Below are 18,269 nucleotides of genomic sequence, written 5' to 3' on the forward strand. Positions count from 1 at the left end.
ACACCACCTACTTTTTTAATTTTTAAACGCTGAATATACTATTCAACATTGCTAATAAGCGCTTGACTTCCTCCCCGACCTAAAGGAACGGGGATTCCTACTAAAGACGGCCAAGCCCGACCGCGAGAATGTTTTTCGCTCCATTAACATCTCTGTTATGGGTCGTTTTACAAGAACGACAAAACCACTCTCTTATACCAAGACCTTCTCTACCTTTCGGACTGTCTTGGCGAGAGCCGCAACACGAGCAGGTTTGGGTGCTGTACGCTTCATTGACTTCGATATAGTGGCAACCTGCGTTCGCGCATTTGTAATCCAGTTGCCGCTTAATCTCAAACCAACCCGCGTCATAGACGGATTTGGCCAGTTTGGATGAAGTGAATGAGTTTGATTTAATCTTACCAACAACGATTAAGTTGTTGGCTTTAACTAATTTATTGGTAAATTTATGAATGAGGTCTTTACGGGTGTTTTTAATCTTGGCGTGAATGGCACGGACCCGCTTTTTGTTTTTAGCACGTTGAGCAATGGCCAGTTTTTCGGCGTATTGATGGGTCAGCTTAGTGGTTAGAACATCGCCATCACTACTGACTGCGGCATCTTTACAGCCTAGATCAATACCAACTCGGCCAGTGCCGCAGACTGTTTTTGGAAATTCTTTAACGGTGACACAGGCGTACCAGTGACCACGATTGTCTTGTACTAATTCGCAAGTATTGATGCTGTAGAGGGCTAAATTGTAGCTATCCCACACATCAATGATCAGCTTTTTGCCTTTAGCAAGGCTTAGCTGAATAGTAGATTTAAGGCTTTTCTTGCCTGACTGACGGGTTGCTAAGTGCTTAATCGCGGTCTTTTTAAAAGGAATCCAGCCAAGAGATCTACGTTTGGCTTTAGGGTTATTGGTACGCCAGTTGAGTTTGGCTTTTTTAAACTGTTTACGGGATTTAGCGTGAACCTCACTAATCGCTTGCAAGGTTTGACTGTGCAGATTTAGGTATTCACCCGCCCCTTTGGTGTAAACGGCCAAGTCATAGGCTGAAAAGAATTTGCCTGTGCGCTGTAAATGTTTAAAACTCAGCTCATTAACGTAATTCCAGACAAAATTAACCGACCCAGCCAAGATATTGAGCTGAGTGGCGTGTTTGTCTTTGATGCGTAGCTTGAGCGTTCTCATGGAATAATTATGATCTCAATGCGTTTGGTTATCAAGGCATGTTCAATCTTAGGTGACAACAGATGACGCCTGATATCCACGCCCTAGAAGGATGTGGTTTTACGGCGTTAGATGATAAAGTGCTTATAGCAGCCGTCATTATATCCAATGATTTAATATTCATAAGCTACTCATCCTTGAGCTATTGACCCTAAACCCCACTCGCCTGCCTCGCAAACAACCGCATTAAAGGTTTAATCTTGCCCACCCGATACATACCTTCGCTACGCAGTTGCTGCATAGGACGAGTTTGTGAAAGCTCGCCGGCAAATAACCAATTCAGCGCGGAAAAGCTATGCATCATCAAGCTATTATGCGGACGACGCAAACGCTCATAAGTGCGTAGCGTTTGCGCGCTACCCCACAAGGTATTACCGCTGCGCTGATAGTCGTACTCTAATTGCGCAAATAGCGCCTTGACATCGAGCATACCTAGATTGAGCCCTTGTCCTGCCAGTGGGTGAACGCCATGCGCGGCATCACCTATCAATACCAGATTATCCGCGATATAGCTTTTGGCTTGCTGCGCGGCGAGCGGGAAGCTGGCGATAGATTCTATTTTGTCGATTGCGCCAAGCTCATAATGACTAGCGGCTGCTAATTGCTCAGCGATATAGTCTGGTTCTTCTGCTAGTAACGCTAACGCTTGGTTGCGCGGCAAAGTCCAAACCACTGACTGCCAATGTTCTGGACGGGCTTTATCTTCCTCAGTGATATCCGCTAAGGGCAATAATGCCAGCGTCCCTGTCGGCAACATCGCTTGACGTGCCGTAGCCAGATGCGGCATAGCAGTGTGAATCGCGCAGCAAATCGCGGTTTGCTGATAGTCCAAAGTAACAAGCTCAATAGCCGCATGCTTACGGACAAACGAGCCGCGGCCATCAGCGCCGACGAGCAAATTGGCACTAATCTTTTCGCCATTTTCCAAAGTCACTTGATAGCCTGCTTGCGCCCCTAGCCAGTCCATATCGACTACTTTTTGGCCTTTAATCACTGTAAGATAATCGCTAACATCACTATCATTTAGGCGCTGCCAAAGGGCATGCTCGATAACCAACGGTTCCACCATACTGCCTAATATATTTAGATGCTCTGTATCACTATCGCCAAATAATAGCTCGCCTAAGCCGTTTAATTGCCAAACCTGCATTTGTGAATAGTCGGCTTTACGGCCGCTAGTCTGAATATTTTGCCAAGCGCCGACCTCTTTGAGTAGCTCAATACTGGCAAGACTCAGCGCATAGACCCGCGCATCGCGCTGGCTAAGTAGCTCCTGCCAACTCGCTTCATCACGCTCAGGCGCTGCATCGACTAAAGTTACGGGACGTTTAGCTTGTACGAGCTTTAGCGCTAAAGTTGCGCCGACGATACCGCCACCGATGATTAAGCTATGGTTATTTTTCATAAATACTTCCTAGATACAATATTTCCTAGATTCAACACTTCCTAGATTTAATAGCTGTCCATACTTTGACTTTGCGTAAAACGAATTAAGACTTAAGTCCCATGGCATAAGTGGCGACTAAGGGCTTGATATTCGGCAGCTTATCAAAAGCCACTAAGGCGACATTACGTGCCAGCTTAATCGCTGGATTAGAATGGGTAAAGCCGTGTACCACTGCATCACAGAAGCGAATGACGCGCTTTTGGTCGCTCTGACGCGCTTTTTCATAGCGCTTGAGCATCTGCTTATCGCCGATATCTGCGCCCTGCTTGACTTGCTCGCTTAGCATTTCTGCCAGGACATGGGCGTCGCGCATACAGAGGTTAAAGCCTTGACCTGCCACTGGATGCAGTGTGTGCGCCGCGTTGCCCATAATTACGCAGCGGCCTTTGACCTGTCTGTCAGCAAGCACTCGCGTTAGTGGATAAGCGCCGCGGCGACCGGCTTTGATAAAACTGCCAGCGCGCTCGCCAAACGCTTGCTGCAATGTCGCTAAAAAGTGCGCGTCATCTTCTAGATATTGCTGCTCTTCCCCATTAGCACAGACCCAAACTACCGAACGACGATAGCCTTTTTGATACTTATTATTGCCGTCGCCTTCAGGATCAGTCAATGGTAGAACGGCTAACGGGCCAGCGGGGCTAAAGCGCTCAATCGCCACATGATTATGCGCCATAGAAGTTTCCACCACGCCGACGATAGCGGTTTGCCCATAGTCGTAATCGGTGGTGCTTATCCCTAACAGCCGACGCACTGTCGAATCACGGCCATCACAAGCGACCAACACACTGCCTTGCAACTGCTGCTCACCCTCACTACCGTCATAATAGTTAAAGGTCAAAGTAACACCATCCGCTTGTTGTTCAACCGCCACTACGTCAGCATTATCGATTAAGGTAATCAGTGGCTCATCTTGCGCCGCCAGTAATAGCTTACGGCCGAGCCAAGCATTTTCCATCACTTGCCCAAAAGACTCGACCTTTTCTTCTTCCTTTTTAAGCTGCGCGCGCCCAAAGCTGCCTTGCTCGCTGATTTGTACCGCATCAATTCGGCAAGCATGGCTTTGTAGCTCATCCCATAGCCCTATCTCTTGGTAGATCTGCACGGTGCGCCGTGACAAGGCAGTATTACGACTGTCTAGATAGTGACTACGCTTGGCATCGTCTTCGGGGCCGATCTCAGGGTAGCTGTTTTTTTCAAGTAAAGTACTTTTGATGCCATGATGCGCTAATAGCAAGGCAAAAGATAAGCCAACATGACCGCCGCCGGCGATAAGTACTTGCTGATCGGTCACTGCATTAGGCTTAGGGTCTAAATTAGACTTAGCGCTATGTTGTTCGAAGTTTTGCATAATTATCCCTATATAAAACTAAAATATTTTAAATTGACTAAAATAAAGGCTCAGTTTTTCTCATTATTTTTAACTGAACTTGTATGTTTAAAAACATCCATTCATGAACATTAATAATCGAACTATATTAGCCATAGGTTACCACAGATTATCTTAAACTCTGTGGGCTTAACGCTACTTACCGCGTCTATCATTGACGCGATTAGGTAACTTATAGATAATGCCAATTCGATAATTCTAGTAGCAAATAACTACTGCCAGCTCTTAGCTTAGGTGTTTGCAATCGACATACAAAACAGTCATTACCAATAGCGCTAAAGGCTTGAATTTAAAATATTATCAACCATAATGAAAGATATCTAATGACTTATTACATTACTTTTTGCCCACCAAATAAAGGGCATTTATTATAAGGATAATCGCTTGACTGAATCCATTAGCCGCAATATAAAGTTTGAATTTTTGACCCAAGCTCAGCTAAAAACCGTACTAGGTGAATACAATAAGCACCTCAAATATATTCAAGAACGTCTCGATATCAAGATCAGCCAGCGCAAAACCGACTTTTGCCTTAGCGGTGATATCACCGGAGTTGAGCGCGGTGAGCGCATCATATATAAGCTAGTTGACGAAGCGCAAAACTCAAAAGATATCAGCGCCGAAGAGCTGCATCTTATTATTCAAGCCAGCCTATCTCGCGATGAAGACATGGCTTACGACCAAGATAGCACGGACGACGCTCGCGTTGACGATAGTGAAGATGATGACGACTTGGACGCAAGCAATGAGTTTACGCCGATTAGTCTGCGCACTCGTAAAGGCAAAATTATCCCGCGCGGTGGCAATCAGCAGCGCTACGTCAAAAACGTTTTGACCTCTGATGTCTCTTTCGGTATCGGCCCTGCTGGTACCGGTAAGACTTATCTGGCGGTCGCGTGCGCGGTCGATATGATAGAGCGCAATGAGATTGAGCGTATTTTGCTGGTACGTCCGGCAGTCGAAGCCGGTGAAAAGCTAGGCTTTTTACCAGGAGACCTCACTCAAAAAATCGACCCTTACTTACGTCCACTATATGACGCGCTATATGAGATGCTAGGCTTTGAGAAAGTCGGTAAAATGATTGAGCGTCAAATCATTGAAGTGGCGCCGCTGGCCTATATGCGTGGTCGTACGCTCAACAACTCTTTTGTGATCTTAGATGAAGCACAAAACACCACCCCTGAGCAAATGAAGATGTTTTTGACTCGTTTGGGCTTTGGCTCACGCGCTGTTATCACTGGTGACATCTCGCAAGTTGACTTGCCGCGTGGTACCAAATCAGGACTAGCGCAAGCTTTGGATATATTGAGCGGTATAGATGAGATTCATATTACTAAGTTTGGCTCAAAAGATGTGGTACGTCATCATCTGGTACAAAAGATCGTTGAGGCCTATGATATCTTTGATGGGGAACAATTAGTCATTGATGAGAAGCGTAAGCAGCAGCGCATAGCGGAGCAAGAACGCAAACAAGCAGTTGCTAACGCAGCCTCTAAGCTTTAGTTGTCCGGTTAAATCCTTAGTTATAAGAACAGACGCAACCTTACTGCAACCAGATTATTATTAATAGTCTGGTTTTTTATATTTAATCTGGTCTTTATGCCCACAAACGCTTAGCAAAGAGAATTTTAAAATAAGGCAAAACAGATGACTTATCTCAATGACATAGACATCAGTGCTATTGATACTATTAATGATCATTTAATCGATGAGTTTTACCGCGCAGAAGTACTACAGAATATACTGTCAAAAGCTTTAACTTATATCGACGAGCGTGTTAAAGACGGTTTAACTCTGCCCTACTTTGCAGATATCGATGCTGCATTGTGGCAGAGCAAACCCAAAGCTTTAGATATCTATATTACTGATATGGTTGAAGGAAAAGCATTGAATTTAGACGCGCGCGGTAAAGACTATGCGACCAATATTCTCTCTTATCCAAGTGAGCTGCCCGCCAGCGTTATCGATCTAATGCCAGCGCTACCGTTAGGCGAGCTGATTATATGTCATGAGGTGCTCGTGCGAGAAGCAAGCGAGCAAAATAAAAGCCTAGCGCAGCATATCAGCCATTTGCTTATTCATGGCGTACTGCATCTGCTAGGCTTCGATCACGAGCTTGGGCAGGCGGAGCAAGACGAGATGGAGCAGTTTGAGATTGCTATCTTAGCCCGACTTGATTTGCCTAACCCCTATTTGGCTTAATATTTAAAACCGACGGACTCTTTATGATTGTTTATCCATTGGCAGCTTTTGCGATTGATCCATATTATTCATCATCTGATCGAGACCTTTAATATGTACACTGCGCTGCGGGAACGGTATCTCAATCTTCTCGCTATCAAACACTTCTTTGAATCGCTCAAGTAAGTCGCACTGCATCGCCCACCAGTCATCATTTGTGGTCCAGACGTTTAGCGTTAGATCGACTGAGTTGTCTCCTAAGTTCGTCACTCGTACGATAGGCTCAGGATCACTGAAGGCGACTGGGTTTTCTTTGGCTAATCTCAAGATTAGCTCCTTAGCGGTCTTGATATTAGCATCATAGCCTACCCCAATAGTGATATCGACACGGCGATTGGGCAGCGCGGTGTAGTTCGTCACCGCGGAGGTGGTGATATCGCTATTAGGAATAATGATGTCATGGTTGTTAATGGTAGTCATATGAGTATTGACTAACGTAATTTCCTCCACCGTACCAGTATAGCCACTGATCTGCACATAATCGCCTTTAATGAAGGGCTTAAAAGTGACGATGATAATACCCGCCGCGAAGTTTGAGAGCTGATCTTTTAAGGCCAGACCTATAGCAACGGCTGCGCCGCCTAAAATAGCAACGACCGAGGTGGTATGAACGCCGACTTGGTTTAGCGCAGCTAAAACGATAACGACCAATAAAATGCCATATAACAGTCGACTCAAAAAATTAGCCGCTGTTGTTTCTAAGTGGCCACGCACCATCAGACGATTAGCAAAGGTGACTAGTTTTTTGGCAAGCCAGCGGCCAATGACAAAAATGATTATCGCAAAAGCCACTTTGAATATCAAAGCGATGGCACTACTGGTCAATGTCGCAACGTCAACCGTAAATCCTAAAAATTCCATAATGATCCTGCTCTTTATAATTTTGCCGATGAATATTAATAATAAGGACGCTTAGTAAGTGACCTCAATTTTATCACTATAACGATAAGTACGAATGAGTCTGAGTTCAACGATATCACTCATATCTTCGGTGAACTTGCCAAAAGGCGCGGCCTTACGCACCGACTGCTTCGCCGCTTCATCCAAAATATTGGAGTTTGAGCTCTCAAGCAGACGGATGGCTTTGATATTACCATCATTACTGATGATGACCATCAAGCGCACTTCACCGGTGATGCCTTGTACTCGCGCCTGTCTTGGATAATGCAAATTACCCACGCGCTCGACATGATCGCGAAAAGTCTCTATATAATCCGCCGCCGCGCCGCGCGTAGTAGAGTTGCTATCGAGGGTGACGACTTTTGACTTAGTGGCATAAACTTGCTGACGCTGAGATAGCTGCGCCTCAAGCGTGGCGATCTGTTTACGCAGGCGCGCCTCCTGCGCCCTAACATCGTCTTTTGCTTGCTGCTCGTCGTTATCGGTATTGTCACTCGCTTGCCGCCAGCTTAAAGTGGTGCGCAAATAGCTTTCTTGATACTGCTGTTGTCGCACTTGCTGCTGCAAATTGATGACATCTTGGGTTTCACTGATTTGTTCAGCTGCGAGCGGACTGGTTTGCGCGCTTTCTTGCCGAATCTGCTCATCTACAGTGCCGCCGCCTATCTGCGAAGCATTAGCGATATAATAGGCATCTTCGTTTGGCTGCATGTTATCAGTGAGCGCTTTTGCCACATCTTGTATCATAGCGGCAGGATGACTGCCCATCGAGAAGCTAATACCGAAGATAAGCAGCACATGCACGCCAAGCGCGATAATAATCGCTACTGGCATACTAAAGCTGCGAGTAGGCGCTTGGCTTGAGAAATGATAACTTTGTGAATCTTTGATATGCGCCACGGCAGCTCTCAGCTGAAATCAATGAATCTGATGACCGAATAAAGGTATAAAAATAACTGCGCTATGATAACACGAGCGTCAAGCAAATGTTTATTGCTGATTTAACGCAAGCTTAGCTTTCGTTTATGTCGGCCCGGACGACAATGACTGATAATGTATAGTTTTAAAAACGCTTATCAGCGTTATTTGCTAAAATGAACACCCATGCGTTTTTTGCCTAATGCTTTTGCTATATACTGGCTTTTATTGGCTATTTTATAGCTCGTTTTGTCGCCTGTTTTATAATGATGACTACAAGGATAATGAGTTTGACTGATTCTAGCAACTTTGATGACTTTTATGATTTCGCTGATGCTATAGGAGAGCGTTTTAACCAGTCCTTTCATGAGGGCTGGGATAGCCTGGCCTCTGCGATAAAAAAACTATATGGCAAAACTTCGGATAAGTTAGAAGATGAGATCCCACTACCAGTCGCCCAAAAGTACGTCAACGACGCTCTACAAAAATTTGTCACCGATAATGTAAAAGCCATTTTGGAGCTGCGAGTCGAGCTGCATGATAACTGGTTTCGACTGTTCTGTACCGTCGATGTCGCCGGTATCTATGCAGAGGTCGCCAGTAACTTCAGCCTAGTGCATGTGCAGCTTGATCGCAATGTCCAGCGCTTTGTTTTTGGTCAGCAGACTTATACTGATGTGCTCAACCTGCGCTGCGATTCTTTTATTAAGCGCCAAGGTATCAAGCTGTTTATTTGGTTTTATCATAGCGTACTAAAAAAAGACCCTTTAGGCTTTATTTTATCTTATATCAATATTGCCCGGCCTAAAGACGAGATTATCTATTTAGATATTCATCGCTGGTTAAAGAAGAATAAGAAAATAATGAGCGCCTTGCATAAGGTGCAAGTCAACTATGGTGAAGTTGAAGAAGAGCAATTGGTTCTCAAAGCTCAAGTCAACTACCGCGACTTATTAGGTAGTAATGGCGACGATATTATTAGCGAAAAAGACAAAGTCGATGATGAGCCTGAATTGATGCAAGGGCCTATCAATCCGGTAGATGACGCGACCGAACCCAGTCAAGAGTAAGAGCAAGAACATCCCTTGTCTTATAATGACAAGAACATCTCGTCTCACAATGAAAAGCCCCACTCTAAATATTTAGAATGGGGCTTTTCATTATGGACTGAGCTATTTGGCTTACCAGTAGTTCTCTACGGCAATATTACCTTCACCGCGGCGATTCATCACCATACCTAAGGACTTTAAAGTCTCTTTGGTGTCTTCGACCATATCAGGGTTACCGCAAAGCATGACATGGGCGTTGTCGATATCAAGTTCGATACCGGCTTGCTTTTGCAAGCTACCGTCTACTAGCAGCTTGGGCAGACGCTCGCTCAATGCGCCTGCCACCGGCTCACGGGTGACAATCGGCACAAATATCAGCTTAGCAGGATTATCCACTAGCTCACCAAAATCGGACTGCAAACGGTTAATCAGCTCAACGTACGCCAGCTCCTCTTCACTGCGCGCGCTATAGGCGAGTACGATATGCTCATAGTCTTGCCACGTTTGTAGATCTTGCAGCATCGATAAAAATGGCGCAAGGCCCGTGCCAGTCGCTAGTAACCATAAGTCTTTCGGTAGCGGTTTTTGATAGCGCGCTAGCGTTAAAAACCCAAAAGGCATGGTATTGAGTAGCAGCTCATCGCCGACTTGCAAATGCTGCAGCTCGGAGGTGAAAGCGCCGTCTTCAATGACAATAGAGAAAAACTCTAATACCTCATCGAAGGGAGATGAGACGATAGAATAAGCGCGAAAGATATCTTCATTGGGCACCTCATCAGCGCCCTCACTCGACTGCTGCTGATGATAGTTAAGCTTGCTAGGATTGACCCCTAAACGCACGAACTGACCGGCAGTAAACTTAAAGCTATCCGGACGCGTCACGGTAAAACTAAATAGATTAGGCGTCCAAGTGGTTTTACTTAGTACCGTTACTTTTTGAATATTAGCGCTCATAATGAAATCACTTATCGTTATAGATTAATATGGTTATCGATTTAATATTGTTATTAATTTATTGTTGTCAATTTCTCAGGACTTGTAATGTGCTATAGCCGATCCACTATAAAACAAATACAGTGCTACTAGAGTGAATTTTGCGCAGCCTCTGTGAATACAGCACGCAAGGAAAATTTATACCAGTAGCACGCTACTAAAGCTGTACTCTTTTAATTTTGGATTAACGGTATAAATAGCTATCTATGAGGTTTTGCTAAAGCTGTTGTCACTGTTATACATTATGGCGCTCAGACTCATATTCAAGTTCACAATTTATATCTTCGAGTTTTAGGTTTTAAATAGTCACAAAAAAGGCTAGCCTGCGCTAACCTTTATTTATTAATTAAATGACTACTCGTTTCATGTTACCAAATACGTGCAAGTGCTGCCCACTCAATCATATTGTTCGGTAAGATACCAAAGCCGATAATAAGAACCGTCACAGCGATTACCATCAGACCACCCATACGCATGCCCCAATGACCGACAACATCAAACTCAGCGTAAGCTTTTGGTCGTTTGAACAAAGTCAGCATCACACGTAGATAGTAGAATAGGCCAATAGCGCTACCTAAGATAATCAACGCTGCTAAGAACCACTGCGCGCCTTGTACCGCCGCTAAGATGGCGAACAGCTTAGTAATGAAGCCTGCCGTCAGCGGAATACCCGCAAGCGATAGCATCATAATGGTCATAACCGCAGTCAGTACCGGACGACGCCAGAATAGACCTTGATAATACACCAGCTTGTCCGCTTCACCTGAAAGCCGATATGGGCTAGACATTAGCGTCACTACCCCAAAAGCACCGATCGAGGTGAAGGCATATACTGCCATATACATGCTCGAAACACTATCAGCAGCGGCGCCAATACTGACGACGACAATCAGTACATAGCCCATATGCGCAATAGAAGAGTAGCCCAATAAGCGCTTGAGATTACTCTGACGAAGGGCAAGCATGTTACCGATCAGAATAGATAAGGTCGCCATTACCATGAGGAGCATCTGTACTGAAGGCAACGCTAGTAGCGCGGTATCGAGTAAGAAACGCACGGCCAATGCCATCATCGCCACTTTTGATACTGAGGCTAGATAAGTGGCAATTGGTGCAGGTCCCCCTTCATAGACATCAGGTGTCCACATATGAAACGGTGCTGCAGATAATTTGAACGCGATACCGAACATCATCATCGCCGCGCCCAAGATTACCAAAGGTGAGTCGTAGGCGTTAACGAGCACAACACTAATCTGCTTAAACCCTAAAGCGCCGACTTGCGCATAGATAAAGGCCATACCCATCAGTAAGGTGGCAGAGGCCGTCGCTGACAGTACCAGATACTTAAGCCCTGACTCCAAGGATTGGTTGCGCGAAAAAGTATAAGCAAGCAAACCATATAAAGGCACTGATAATAGCTCTAAGCTGATAAAGAACGCGGCCATGTGCTGAGCACAGACCATCAGTAGCGCCCCGACTGTAGAGATGAGAATCAGCAGGTACAGCTCTTCTTTATTATCTTGTAGGTTAGCAAGATAAGCATAGGACAAAGTGCAGCAAGCGAGCGCACAGATAAGAATGACCACCATATTGAACTGGGCAAAATTATCAATGACAAACAGCTGCTCAGCCAAAGGCATCAGCGTGCCAGAGCTTACCATACCAGTCATCTGACCGAGCAAAGTAAACAAAGCTAAGTTCAGACCTATGACGGTAATCGTACCGGTAATAAAATGTGAGCGTTTAATAGTAATCGCAATCATCGTCAAGATAACGGTAATCACTATGATAAGAATCGGTGCGTAAGGCATCAGCCCCATCAAATCATTCATCGTAATATCAGTCATGACTTAACGTGCCTCCATTGCATCAAGCAAACTCGATGCGTCCACTTGAGTGACTTCGCTATAAATATAGGCATTATTGATCCACTGCATCGCATGGCTAGAAGTATCTAACACTGGTTGTGGGTACAGTCCGAGCCAAACTAGACCGGCCGCTAAGGTCAGCAGCAAGGTAATCTCACGCTTGCCTAGATCCTTTAGTGGACGCTCAGGCAGGCCATGTGCCTTAGTATGTTCTAACGCGACTTCTTTAGCATTATTCACACCAAATAAAGTACGGTAAACCAAAATCAGTGCATACAAGCCCGCTAACACTAAGCTAAAGGTCGCCAGTACGACGAATACAGGATACTGAGCGAAAGTGCCAAATAAAATCATGAACTCGCCAATGAAGTTACCAGTACCTGGGATACCAAGCAGCGCGGCACAAAAGAACATCAGCATCGGTGCATAATAGCGGAACTGCCCCCACATACCGCCCATCAATGTGATGTCGCGGGTATGCAGACGCTCATAGAGCTGACCTGCCATAATAAATAACGCCGCTGAGCTAAGCCCGTGTGCGAGCATCTGTATCATCAAGCCTTGTAAGCTGAGCAAAGTACCAGCATAAATCGCTAGGACAACAAAGCCCATATGCGAGATACTAGTATAGGCCAGTAGTCGCTTCATATCGGTTTGCATAAAGGCAAGCCAAGCGCCGTAAAAGATACCAATAGCGCCAAGCGTCAACGCAATAGGCGCAAATTCTTGCGAGGCAGCTGGAAATAGCGGCAACACAAAGCGTATCAAACCATAAGCGGCCGTCTTAATCAGTACCCCAGCCAAATCGACAGAACCTGCCGTTGGTGCCTGCGCATGCGCGTCAGGTAACCAGCCATGAAACGGCAAAATCGGCAATTTCACGGCAAAACCGATAAAGAAGCACAGCATAATCGGATATTCCCAGCCACCAAGCGAGGTGCCGAGCAGGTCATTATAGTTAAAGCTAACAACGCCTGTTTGCGCGCGGTTAAAAATAACCAGCAGCAAAATACCGATCAGCATGATAAGCCCTGATGCTTGGGTATAAATAAAGAATTTTGTTGCGGCGTATTCTTTGGTCTTACCACCGACCACATCATGACCCCAAAGTGCGATCAAGAAGTAGATAGGAACCAGCATCATCTCCCAAAAGAAGAAGAATAAGAAGAGATCAATGGCTAAAAATACCCCGATGACGCCGCCTAGGCTCCATAGCAAGTTGAGATGAAAAAACCCAACTCGGCGCTGAATCTCATTCCATGAACAAGCAACCGCTGCCACGCCCAAAAACCCAGTCAAAGCCACCATCAATAGTGACATACCATCCATCGCTAGATGGAAGCTGATGCCCATAGCGGGTATCCAAGGCACACTGAATTCAGCGACCCAAGGTACAGCCGACTGCGGCGCAATGACCTGCTTACTCATGCCGCTAAAATCACCGTAATGCCATAGTACTAACGACAAAACGAAAGTCAGTATCATGCCGAACAAAGCAATCCAGCGCGGCAGGCGCTTATTGAAGCGCTCAACCAACCAACATAACAACCCCGCTATGAACGGAATTGCAATCAATGCTGGTAGCATCCACGTTTGTTGTAACTCTATCATCTTACACCACCGTCATCATTACCAGCACTAGCAATACCGCTACGCCCAAGCCAAAGCTTGCCGCGTAGCCTCGAAGAGATCCTGTCTGCGTCCGGGAAAATACTTTATTACCGATTGAGGCCAGCGTAGGCAGTACCATCCAGCTTTTATCGACAGGATCGGCTTTGAACAAGCGGCCGATGAATAAAAAGGGTTTTACAAATATAATATCGAATAACGCATCGAAGCCTAAACCGTGATAGCACCAGTAATAAAGGCCGCCACCGATAGTCGAGCGCTTGAACTTAGTGAGCATCCGGCCTTTATCAACGACATACAACAGCGCCGCTATAATTAAACCTAACAGCATCGCACCCATAGCGATATATTCAGCAGTATGCTTACCATGCGCCTCACCGCTCAGCTCTAATAGATGCCCAAAGCTCTCTGGCAGCACCCCTTGTAACGGCGGCGTGATCCAAGCACCAACGGCAGTCGATAGTACTAACAATATGGTTAATGGCAGCCAGTAAGAAACCCCTTTTAGCTTGTGCGCGTGGGTTTTCTCTTCACCAAAGAATACAATCCAAATCATCCGGAAAGTATAAATTGCCGTTAAGAAGGCGCCGAATACGCCCATATAAAATAGCACTTGATGACCGGTGGCATAAGTCTCCCAAAGAATCGCTTCTTTAGAATAAAAGCCAACCGTCACCCAAGGAATAGCTGCTAGAGCGCCGCCACCTACCAAGTAACACCAAAATACTAAAGGTATCTTTTTGCGCAGACCGCCCATCTTAAAGATGTTTTGTTCATGATGTACCGCGAGGATCACTGCACCTGAAGATAGGAATAATAAGGCTTTAAAGAAAGCATGCGTCATCAAATGGAAGATAGCGCCTTGCCATGCGCCTACGCCGAGCGCTAAGAACATATAGCCGATTTGACTCATAGTCGAATAAGCAAGAATACGCTTGATATCGGTTTGCGCTAAAGCACAGAAACCTGCGACCACAAGCGTTAACGCGCCAACGCCGCCGACCCAGTACAGTAAAATCCCTGGAGTCAGCTCAAACAGCGGATGCATACGAGCGATTAAATAAACGCCAGCGGTTACCATAGTTGCGGCGTGAATCAGAGCCGACACTGGCGTCGGACCTGCCATCGCGTCAGCGAGCCAAGTATGTAATGGCAGCTGTGCTGACTTACCCATAGCGCCGCCAACGAGCATCATGGTCGTCAGTATCATGGTTGGATTATTAATATCAAACACTTCTGGCGCGCGCGTGATAATCTCTTGAATATTAAGCGTGCCAAACTCGCGGAATAGCAAGAATAGACCAAAAGCCAAGAACACATCACCGATACGAGTCACGGTAAAGGCTTTGATTGCTGCCTGACCGTTAGCACGGTCATGGAAGTAATAACCAATTAAAAGGTATGAGCAAATGCCGACCCCTTCCCAGCCGAGATATAACAGCAATAAGTTATCAGCAAGCACTAGCAAGAGCATGCTAGCGACAAACAGATTCATATAGCTAAAAAAGCGCGCAAAACCTGCATCGCCTTTCATATACCAAGCGGCAAATAGATGAATCAAAAAGCCGACGCCCGTGATAATGCCTGTCATCGTCAGCGCTAAACCATCAAAGCTTAAGCTAAACCCAGGGGCAAAATCGCCGACTTGAAACCAAGTCCATAGCGGTATTTGCATAACACTGCCAGCAGGATAGCTCGTTAAAAAGCTAAAGCTTGCCACTAAGGTACAAAGCGCCGATAGCGCCATGCTGCCGACACCGACGAAGCCAGCGGCCTGCTCAGATAATTTGTCACGCATAAAGGCTAAAATCAAAAAGCCAATGAGCGGAAATATAAAGGTTAATGGTAATAAACTCATGGCATCATCCTTTCATCTCATTGGCGCTATCGACATCGAGATGCCCACGCTTATGATAAAACTGTAATAGTATCGCAAGCCCAATGGAGACCTCAGCTGCGGCTAGAGTCAAAATAAAGATAAACATCACTTGTCCATCTGGATCGACCCAGCGGCTGCCTGCGACCACAAATGCCAACGCTGCGGCATTCATCATAATCTCAAGTCCCATCAGCATAAATAAAAAGTTGCGCCGTACCATGACACCGCACAGACCGATAGTGAATAAGATACCTGCCAATATGAGTCCATGGCTCATCGGTATCAGACCTAGCGTATTTTGCATTGCCATAGCAGGCTCGGCAACACCCACTACCTCATGCGCAAACGGCACGCTTGACACCTCATGTGCCGCGCTCACTGCTTGTACCATCAGTCTAGCTCCTTACGCTTGCTACGCGGCGCTGCCACATAGTCATTAGGATCAACCGTATCATAAACATAAGGCTTAGCCATTTTGGTCGCATCAGTATTACTCTCAAGCTTATCTTCTTCATATTCTTTGATGCTACCCACCGAAGGACGATACGCTAAGCTATCGTTATCGACAATCTCATCATCATTAGACTCTTTACCTAAATGATAAGCAGCAACTAAAGCGGCGAGTAACAAAAAGGCCGCCACTTCAACGAGCATAATATATTTGGTAAATAGTACGGTGCCGACTGCTTTTGCTGGGACATTAACCCCGCCGATAACCGCGGTCTCGTCATGATTAAGACCGATCATACCATATAGCACTACGGCGATAATCAGGGTAAGCCCAGTCGGTATCGCCCAAGTCTTTGCATCGAGCCAACGCTCTTCACGCGCCTCATCTGCCATGCCCAAATTGAGCATCATAATCACAAAGACAAATAGCACCATAATGGCACCGGCATAAACGACAATCTCAAGCGCGCCAGCAAAAGGCGCCCCTAAAACAAAGAAAATACCCGATAACGCCAGTAAAGTGACGATCATCGCCAAGATAGCGTGGACGGGATTGGCGTGAGTCACCACTCGTAGACTGGCAAAAATAGCCACTGCGCCTAGAGCATAAAACCCTACCAAATCCGGATGATTCATAAACTCCATCATGGTAGTAAACTCCTTACATCGATAGGTGCCGACTCGTTTTGCGCCGCGCCTTTTGGTTTTTCGTCTACTGCCATACCTGTCACTCGGTAATAATTATAATCAGGATATTTTCCTGGCCCTGAGATCAATAGATGCTCTTTTTCGTAGACTAAATCCTGACGCACATACTCACCAAGCTCAAAATCTGGCGTCATCTGAATCGCAGTCGTCGGACAGGCCTCTTCGCACATCCCGCAAAATATGCAGCGCGAGAAGTTAATACGGAAAAACTCTGGATACCAGCGCCCATCTTCGCGCTCCGCTTTTTGTAGCGAGATACAGCCTACAGGGCAGGCCACCGCACATAAATTACAAGCCACGCAGCGCTCATCGCCATCAGGATCACGCGTCAATATGATACGTCCGCGAAACCTCGGCGGTACTGGTACCGGCACTTCTGGATAAAGTATAGTATCGCGCGGCCTTATGGCATGGCTGTTGACCATCCACATACTGCGGACAATGGTAAACAGACCAATGACCGTCTTTTTTATGGCGTTTAACATGGGATTATTATCCTTATCAGCATTTCTTTGCGTCACCTATAAGACAGCATACAGCTACAGCGTTGGCGAAAAAATCAAAATAACCAAAGCCGTAATCAATAGATTGATTAATGTGACTGGTAGACAGACTTTCCAGCCAAAGTTCATCACCTGATCGTAGCGAGGACGCATCAGTGAGCCCCGGGCCAAGACAAACATAGTCATAAAGAAGAGCGTCTTAATCATGAACCAAAAAGCGGGCGGTATAAACGGAATATCGATATTGAACGGTGGTAACCAGCCGCCAAAGAACAGACAAGTCATCAAGGCTGAGATGAGCACGACGTTGACGTATTCACCAATAAAGAACATCCCAAACTTCATGCCTGAGTATTCAACGTGATAGCCTTCAGCAAGCTCCTGCTCCGCTTCTGGCTGATCAAAGGGGTGTCTATGCGTGACAGCAACGCCTGCGACCACAAAGGTTAAAAACCCAAAAAACTGCGGGATGATATACCAGCCATCAATTTGCGATTCGACAATCTCGCGCAGGTTAAAGGAGCCAGTCAAAGCGACAACGCCCATGAGCGATAAGCCCAAAAACACCTCATAACTGATGGTTTGTGCCGCTGAGCGCAGACCCCCTAGCAAGGAGAACTTATTGGCCGAGGCCCAACCGCCGAACATCACCGCGTAAACGGCCAACCCTGCCATCGCAAAGAAGAACAGAATACCGATATCCCAATCTGCCACGCCAAGGGTTGGTGAGACTGGAATAATAGCAAAAGAAGCTAAAGCGGTGAACATCGCTACCGCTGGCGCTAAAGTAAAAATAAACTTATCGGTGAATTTTGGCGTCCAATCTTCTTTAAAGAAAATCTTTAGCATATCGGCGACTAGCTGTAACGAGCCAAAAGGCCCGACGCGATTGGGACCGTAGCGATCCTGCCATAACGCTAGCATCCGGCGCTCATAAACAATCATCACCGCCGCGACAATGACTACGACTAAGAAGATCACCAGAGCTTGTAGGACTAAGAATAAAATAGACCAAGTCTCAACGGTTAGGCTATTTGCCAAAAAGCTTGGCACATCAGGAATGATACGAGTGATTTGCATA

The 18,269-nt window shown here is 46.0% G+C and carries 16 protein-coding genes; 3 read left to right on the forward strand and 13 right to left on the reverse strand.

All coding sequences use genetic code 11. From position 1 onward, the window contains the following. Positions 1-100: 100 nt before the first annotated feature. The 3 genes from W234_RS0112600 to W234_RS0112610 all read right to left on the reverse strand — a co-directional run bounded on the left by W234_RS0112600 (position 101) and on the right by W234_RS0112610 (position 4,011). Positions 101-1,177, reverse strand: a complete 1,077-nt coding sequence (locus W234_RS0112600; RefSeq protein WP_025647190.1) for an RNA-guided endonuclease InsQ/TnpB family protein — start codon at positions 1,175-1,177, stop codon at positions 101-103. A 190-nt stretch (positions 1,178-1,367) separates the two neighbouring features. Then, entirely contained in the window at positions 1,368-2,621 is a 1,254-nt protein-coding gene (locus tag W234_RS0112605) for an FAD-dependent monooxygenase (RefSeq protein WP_025647191.1), read from the reverse strand. An 85-nt stretch (positions 2,622-2,706) separates the two neighbouring features. Continuing rightward, positions 2,707-4,011, reverse strand: coding sequence for a UbiH/UbiF/VisC/COQ6 family ubiquinone biosynthesis hydroxylase (locus tag W234_RS0112610; protein WP_198013362.1), 1,305 nt, complete (start codon positions 4,009-4,011; stop codon positions 2,707-2,709). A 423-nt stretch (positions 4,012-4,434) separates the two neighbouring features. On the opposite strand from W234_RS0112610, the gene W234_RS0112615 reads away from it, so the two are divergent. Continuing rightward, entirely contained in the window at positions 4,435-5,553 is a 1,119-nt protein-coding gene (locus W234_RS0112615; protein ID WP_025647193.1) for a PhoH family protein, read from the forward strand. 144 nt (positions 5,554-5,697) lie between these two features. Beyond that, positions 5,698-6,252, forward strand: coding sequence for an rRNA maturation RNase YbeY (gene ybeY / locus W234_RS0112620; RefSeq protein ID WP_025647194.1), 555 nt, complete (start codon positions 5,698-5,700; stop codon positions 6,250-6,252). 21 nt (positions 6,253-6,273) lie between these two features. Here the strand turns inward: ybeY and W234_RS0112625 are convergent, their stop codons facing one another. Next, on the reverse strand, positions 6,274-7,152 hold the full coding sequence (locus tag W234_RS0112625) for a mechanosensitive ion channel family protein (RefSeq protein WP_025647195.1): 879 nt from the start codon (positions 7,150-7,152) through the stop codon (positions 6,274-6,276). A gap of 51 nt (positions 7,153-7,203) precedes the next feature. Beyond that, on the reverse strand, positions 7,204-8,091 hold the full coding sequence (locus W234_RS0112630) for an energy transducer TonB (protein ID WP_025647196.1): 888 nt from the start codon (positions 8,089-8,091) through the stop codon (positions 7,204-7,206). Positions 8,092-8,393: 302 nt separating this feature from the next. Between W234_RS0112630 and W234_RS0112635 the strand changes: the two genes are divergently transcribed. After that, positions 8,394-9,179 (forward strand): hypothetical protein, encoded by a 786-nt coding sequence (locus W234_RS0112635; RefSeq protein ID WP_037059839.1) that lies wholly within the window; start codon positions 8,394-8,396, stop codon positions 9,177-9,179. Positions 9,180-9,290: 111 nt separating this feature from the next. On the opposite strand, the gene W234_RS0112640 is transcribed toward W234_RS0112635, so the two are convergent. The 8 genes from W234_RS0112640 to nuoH all read right to left on the reverse strand — a co-directional run bounded on the left by W234_RS0112640 (position 9,291) and on the right by nuoH (position 18,268). Next, positions 9,291-10,112: a ferredoxin--NADP reductase gene (locus W234_RS0112640; RefSeq protein ID WP_025647198.1), complete on the reverse strand. Its 822-nt coding sequence runs from the start codon at positions 10,110-10,112 to the stop codon at positions 9,291-9,293. Positions 10,113-10,519: 407 nt separating this feature from the next. Then, positions 10,520-11,998 (reverse strand): NADH-quinone oxidoreductase subunit N, encoded by a 1,479-nt coding sequence (locus tag W234_RS0112645; RefSeq protein ID WP_037059841.1) that lies wholly within the window; start codon positions 11,996-11,998, stop codon positions 10,520-10,522. Positions 11,999-12,001: 3 nt separating this feature from the next. Beyond that, the gene (gene nuoM / locus W234_RS0112650) at positions 12,002-13,630 is read right to left on the reverse strand and encodes an NADH-quinone oxidoreductase subunit M (protein ID WP_037059844.1); all 1,629 of its coding nucleotides are present in this window, start codon (positions 13,628-13,630) and stop codon (positions 12,002-12,004) included. Position 13,631: 1 nt separating this feature from the next. Continuing rightward, positions 13,632-15,506, reverse strand: a complete 1,875-nt coding sequence (gene nuoL / locus W234_RS0112655; protein WP_025647201.1) for an NADH-quinone oxidoreductase subunit L — start codon at positions 15,504-15,506, stop codon at positions 13,632-13,634. A gap of 4 nt (positions 15,507-15,510) precedes the next feature. After that, positions 15,511-15,831 carry an NADH-quinone oxidoreductase subunit NuoK gene (gene nuoK, locus W234_RS14085; protein WP_037059904.1) on the reverse strand — a complete coding sequence of 107 codons (321 nt, stop codon included), beginning with the start codon at positions 15,829-15,831 and terminating at the stop codon, positions 15,511-15,513. A gap of 86 nt (positions 15,832-15,917) precedes the next feature. Next, a complete protein-coding gene (nuoJ, locus tag W234_RS0112665) occupies positions 15,918-16,625 on the reverse strand; it encodes an NADH-quinone oxidoreductase subunit J (protein ID WP_025647203.1) in 708 nt (235 codons plus the stop codon). Then, positions 16,622-17,170, reverse strand: coding sequence for an NADH-quinone oxidoreductase subunit NuoI (gene nuoI / locus W234_RS0112670; protein WP_084212670.1), 549 nt, complete (start codon positions 17,168-17,170; stop codon positions 16,622-16,624). Before nuoI ends, nuoJ begins: the two co-directional genes overlap by 4 nt. Positions 17,171-17,224: 54 nt before the next feature. Further along, complete coding sequence (gene nuoH, locus W234_RS0112675; RefSeq protein ID WP_025647205.1) at positions 17,225-18,268, reverse strand: NADH-quinone oxidoreductase subunit NuoH; 1,044 nt, start codon at positions 18,266-18,268, stop codon at positions 17,225-17,227. Position 18,269 lies beyond the last annotated feature (1 nt).

Source organism: Psychrobacter sp. TB15 (assembly GCF_000511655.1).
In the GTDB taxonomy this organism is placed as follows: Bacteria; Pseudomonadota; Gammaproteobacteria; order Pseudomonadales; family Moraxellaceae; genus Psychrobacter; species Psychrobacter submarinus.

Bases quoted from the DNA above. Each gene is read 5' to 3' on its own strand.
- nuoJ (WP_025647203.1), bottom strand. From the start codon at position 16,625: ATGATGGAGTTTATGAATCATCCGGATTTGGTAGGGTTTTATGCTCTA.
- nuoK (WP_037059904.1), bottom strand. From the start codon at position 15,831: ATGCAAAATACGCTAGGTCTGATACCGATGAGCCATGGACTCATATTG.
- nuoL (WP_025647201.1), bottom strand. From the start codon at position 15,506: ATGAGTTTATTACCATTAACCTTTATATTTCCGCTCATTGGCTTTTTG.
- W234_RS0112610 (WP_198013362.1), bottom strand. From the start codon at position 4,011: ATGCAAAACTTCGAACAACATAGCGCTAAGTCTAATTTAGACCCTAAG.
- nuoI (WP_084212670.1), bottom strand. From the start codon at position 17,170: ATGTTAAACGCCATAAAAAAGACGGTCATTGGTCTGTTTACCATTGTC.
- W234_RS0112625 (WP_025647195.1), bottom strand. From the start codon at position 7,152: ATGGAATTTTTAGGATTTACGGTTGACGTTGCGACATTGACCAGTAGT.
- nuoH (WP_025647205.1), bottom strand. From the start codon at position 18,268: ATGCAAATCACTCGTATCATTCCTGATGTGCCAAGCTTTTTGGCAAAT.
- W234_RS0112600 (WP_025647190.1), bottom strand. From the start codon at position 1,177: ATGAGAACGCTCAAGCTACGCATCAAAGACAAACACGCCACTCAGCTC.
- W234_RS0112640 (WP_025647198.1), bottom strand. From the start codon at position 10,112: ATGAGCGCTAATATTCAAAAAGTAACGGTACTAAGTAAAACCACTTGG.
- ybeY (WP_025647194.1), top strand. From the start codon at position 5,698: ATGACTTATCTCAATGACATAGACATCAGTGCTATTGATACTATTAAT.
- W234_RS0112605 (WP_025647191.1), bottom strand. From the start codon at position 2,621: ATGAAAAATAACCATAGCTTAATCATCGGTGGCGGTATCGTCGGCGCA.
- nuoM (WP_037059844.1), bottom strand. From the start codon at position 13,630: ATGATAGAGTTACAACAAACGTGGATGCTACCAGCATTGATTGCAATT.
- W234_RS0112635 (WP_037059839.1), top strand. From the start codon at position 8,394: ATGAGTTTGACTGATTCTAGCAACTTTGATGACTTTTATGATTTCGCT.
- W234_RS0112645 (WP_037059841.1), bottom strand. From the start codon at position 11,998: ATGACTGATATTACGATGAATGATTTGATGGGGCTGATGCCTTACGCA.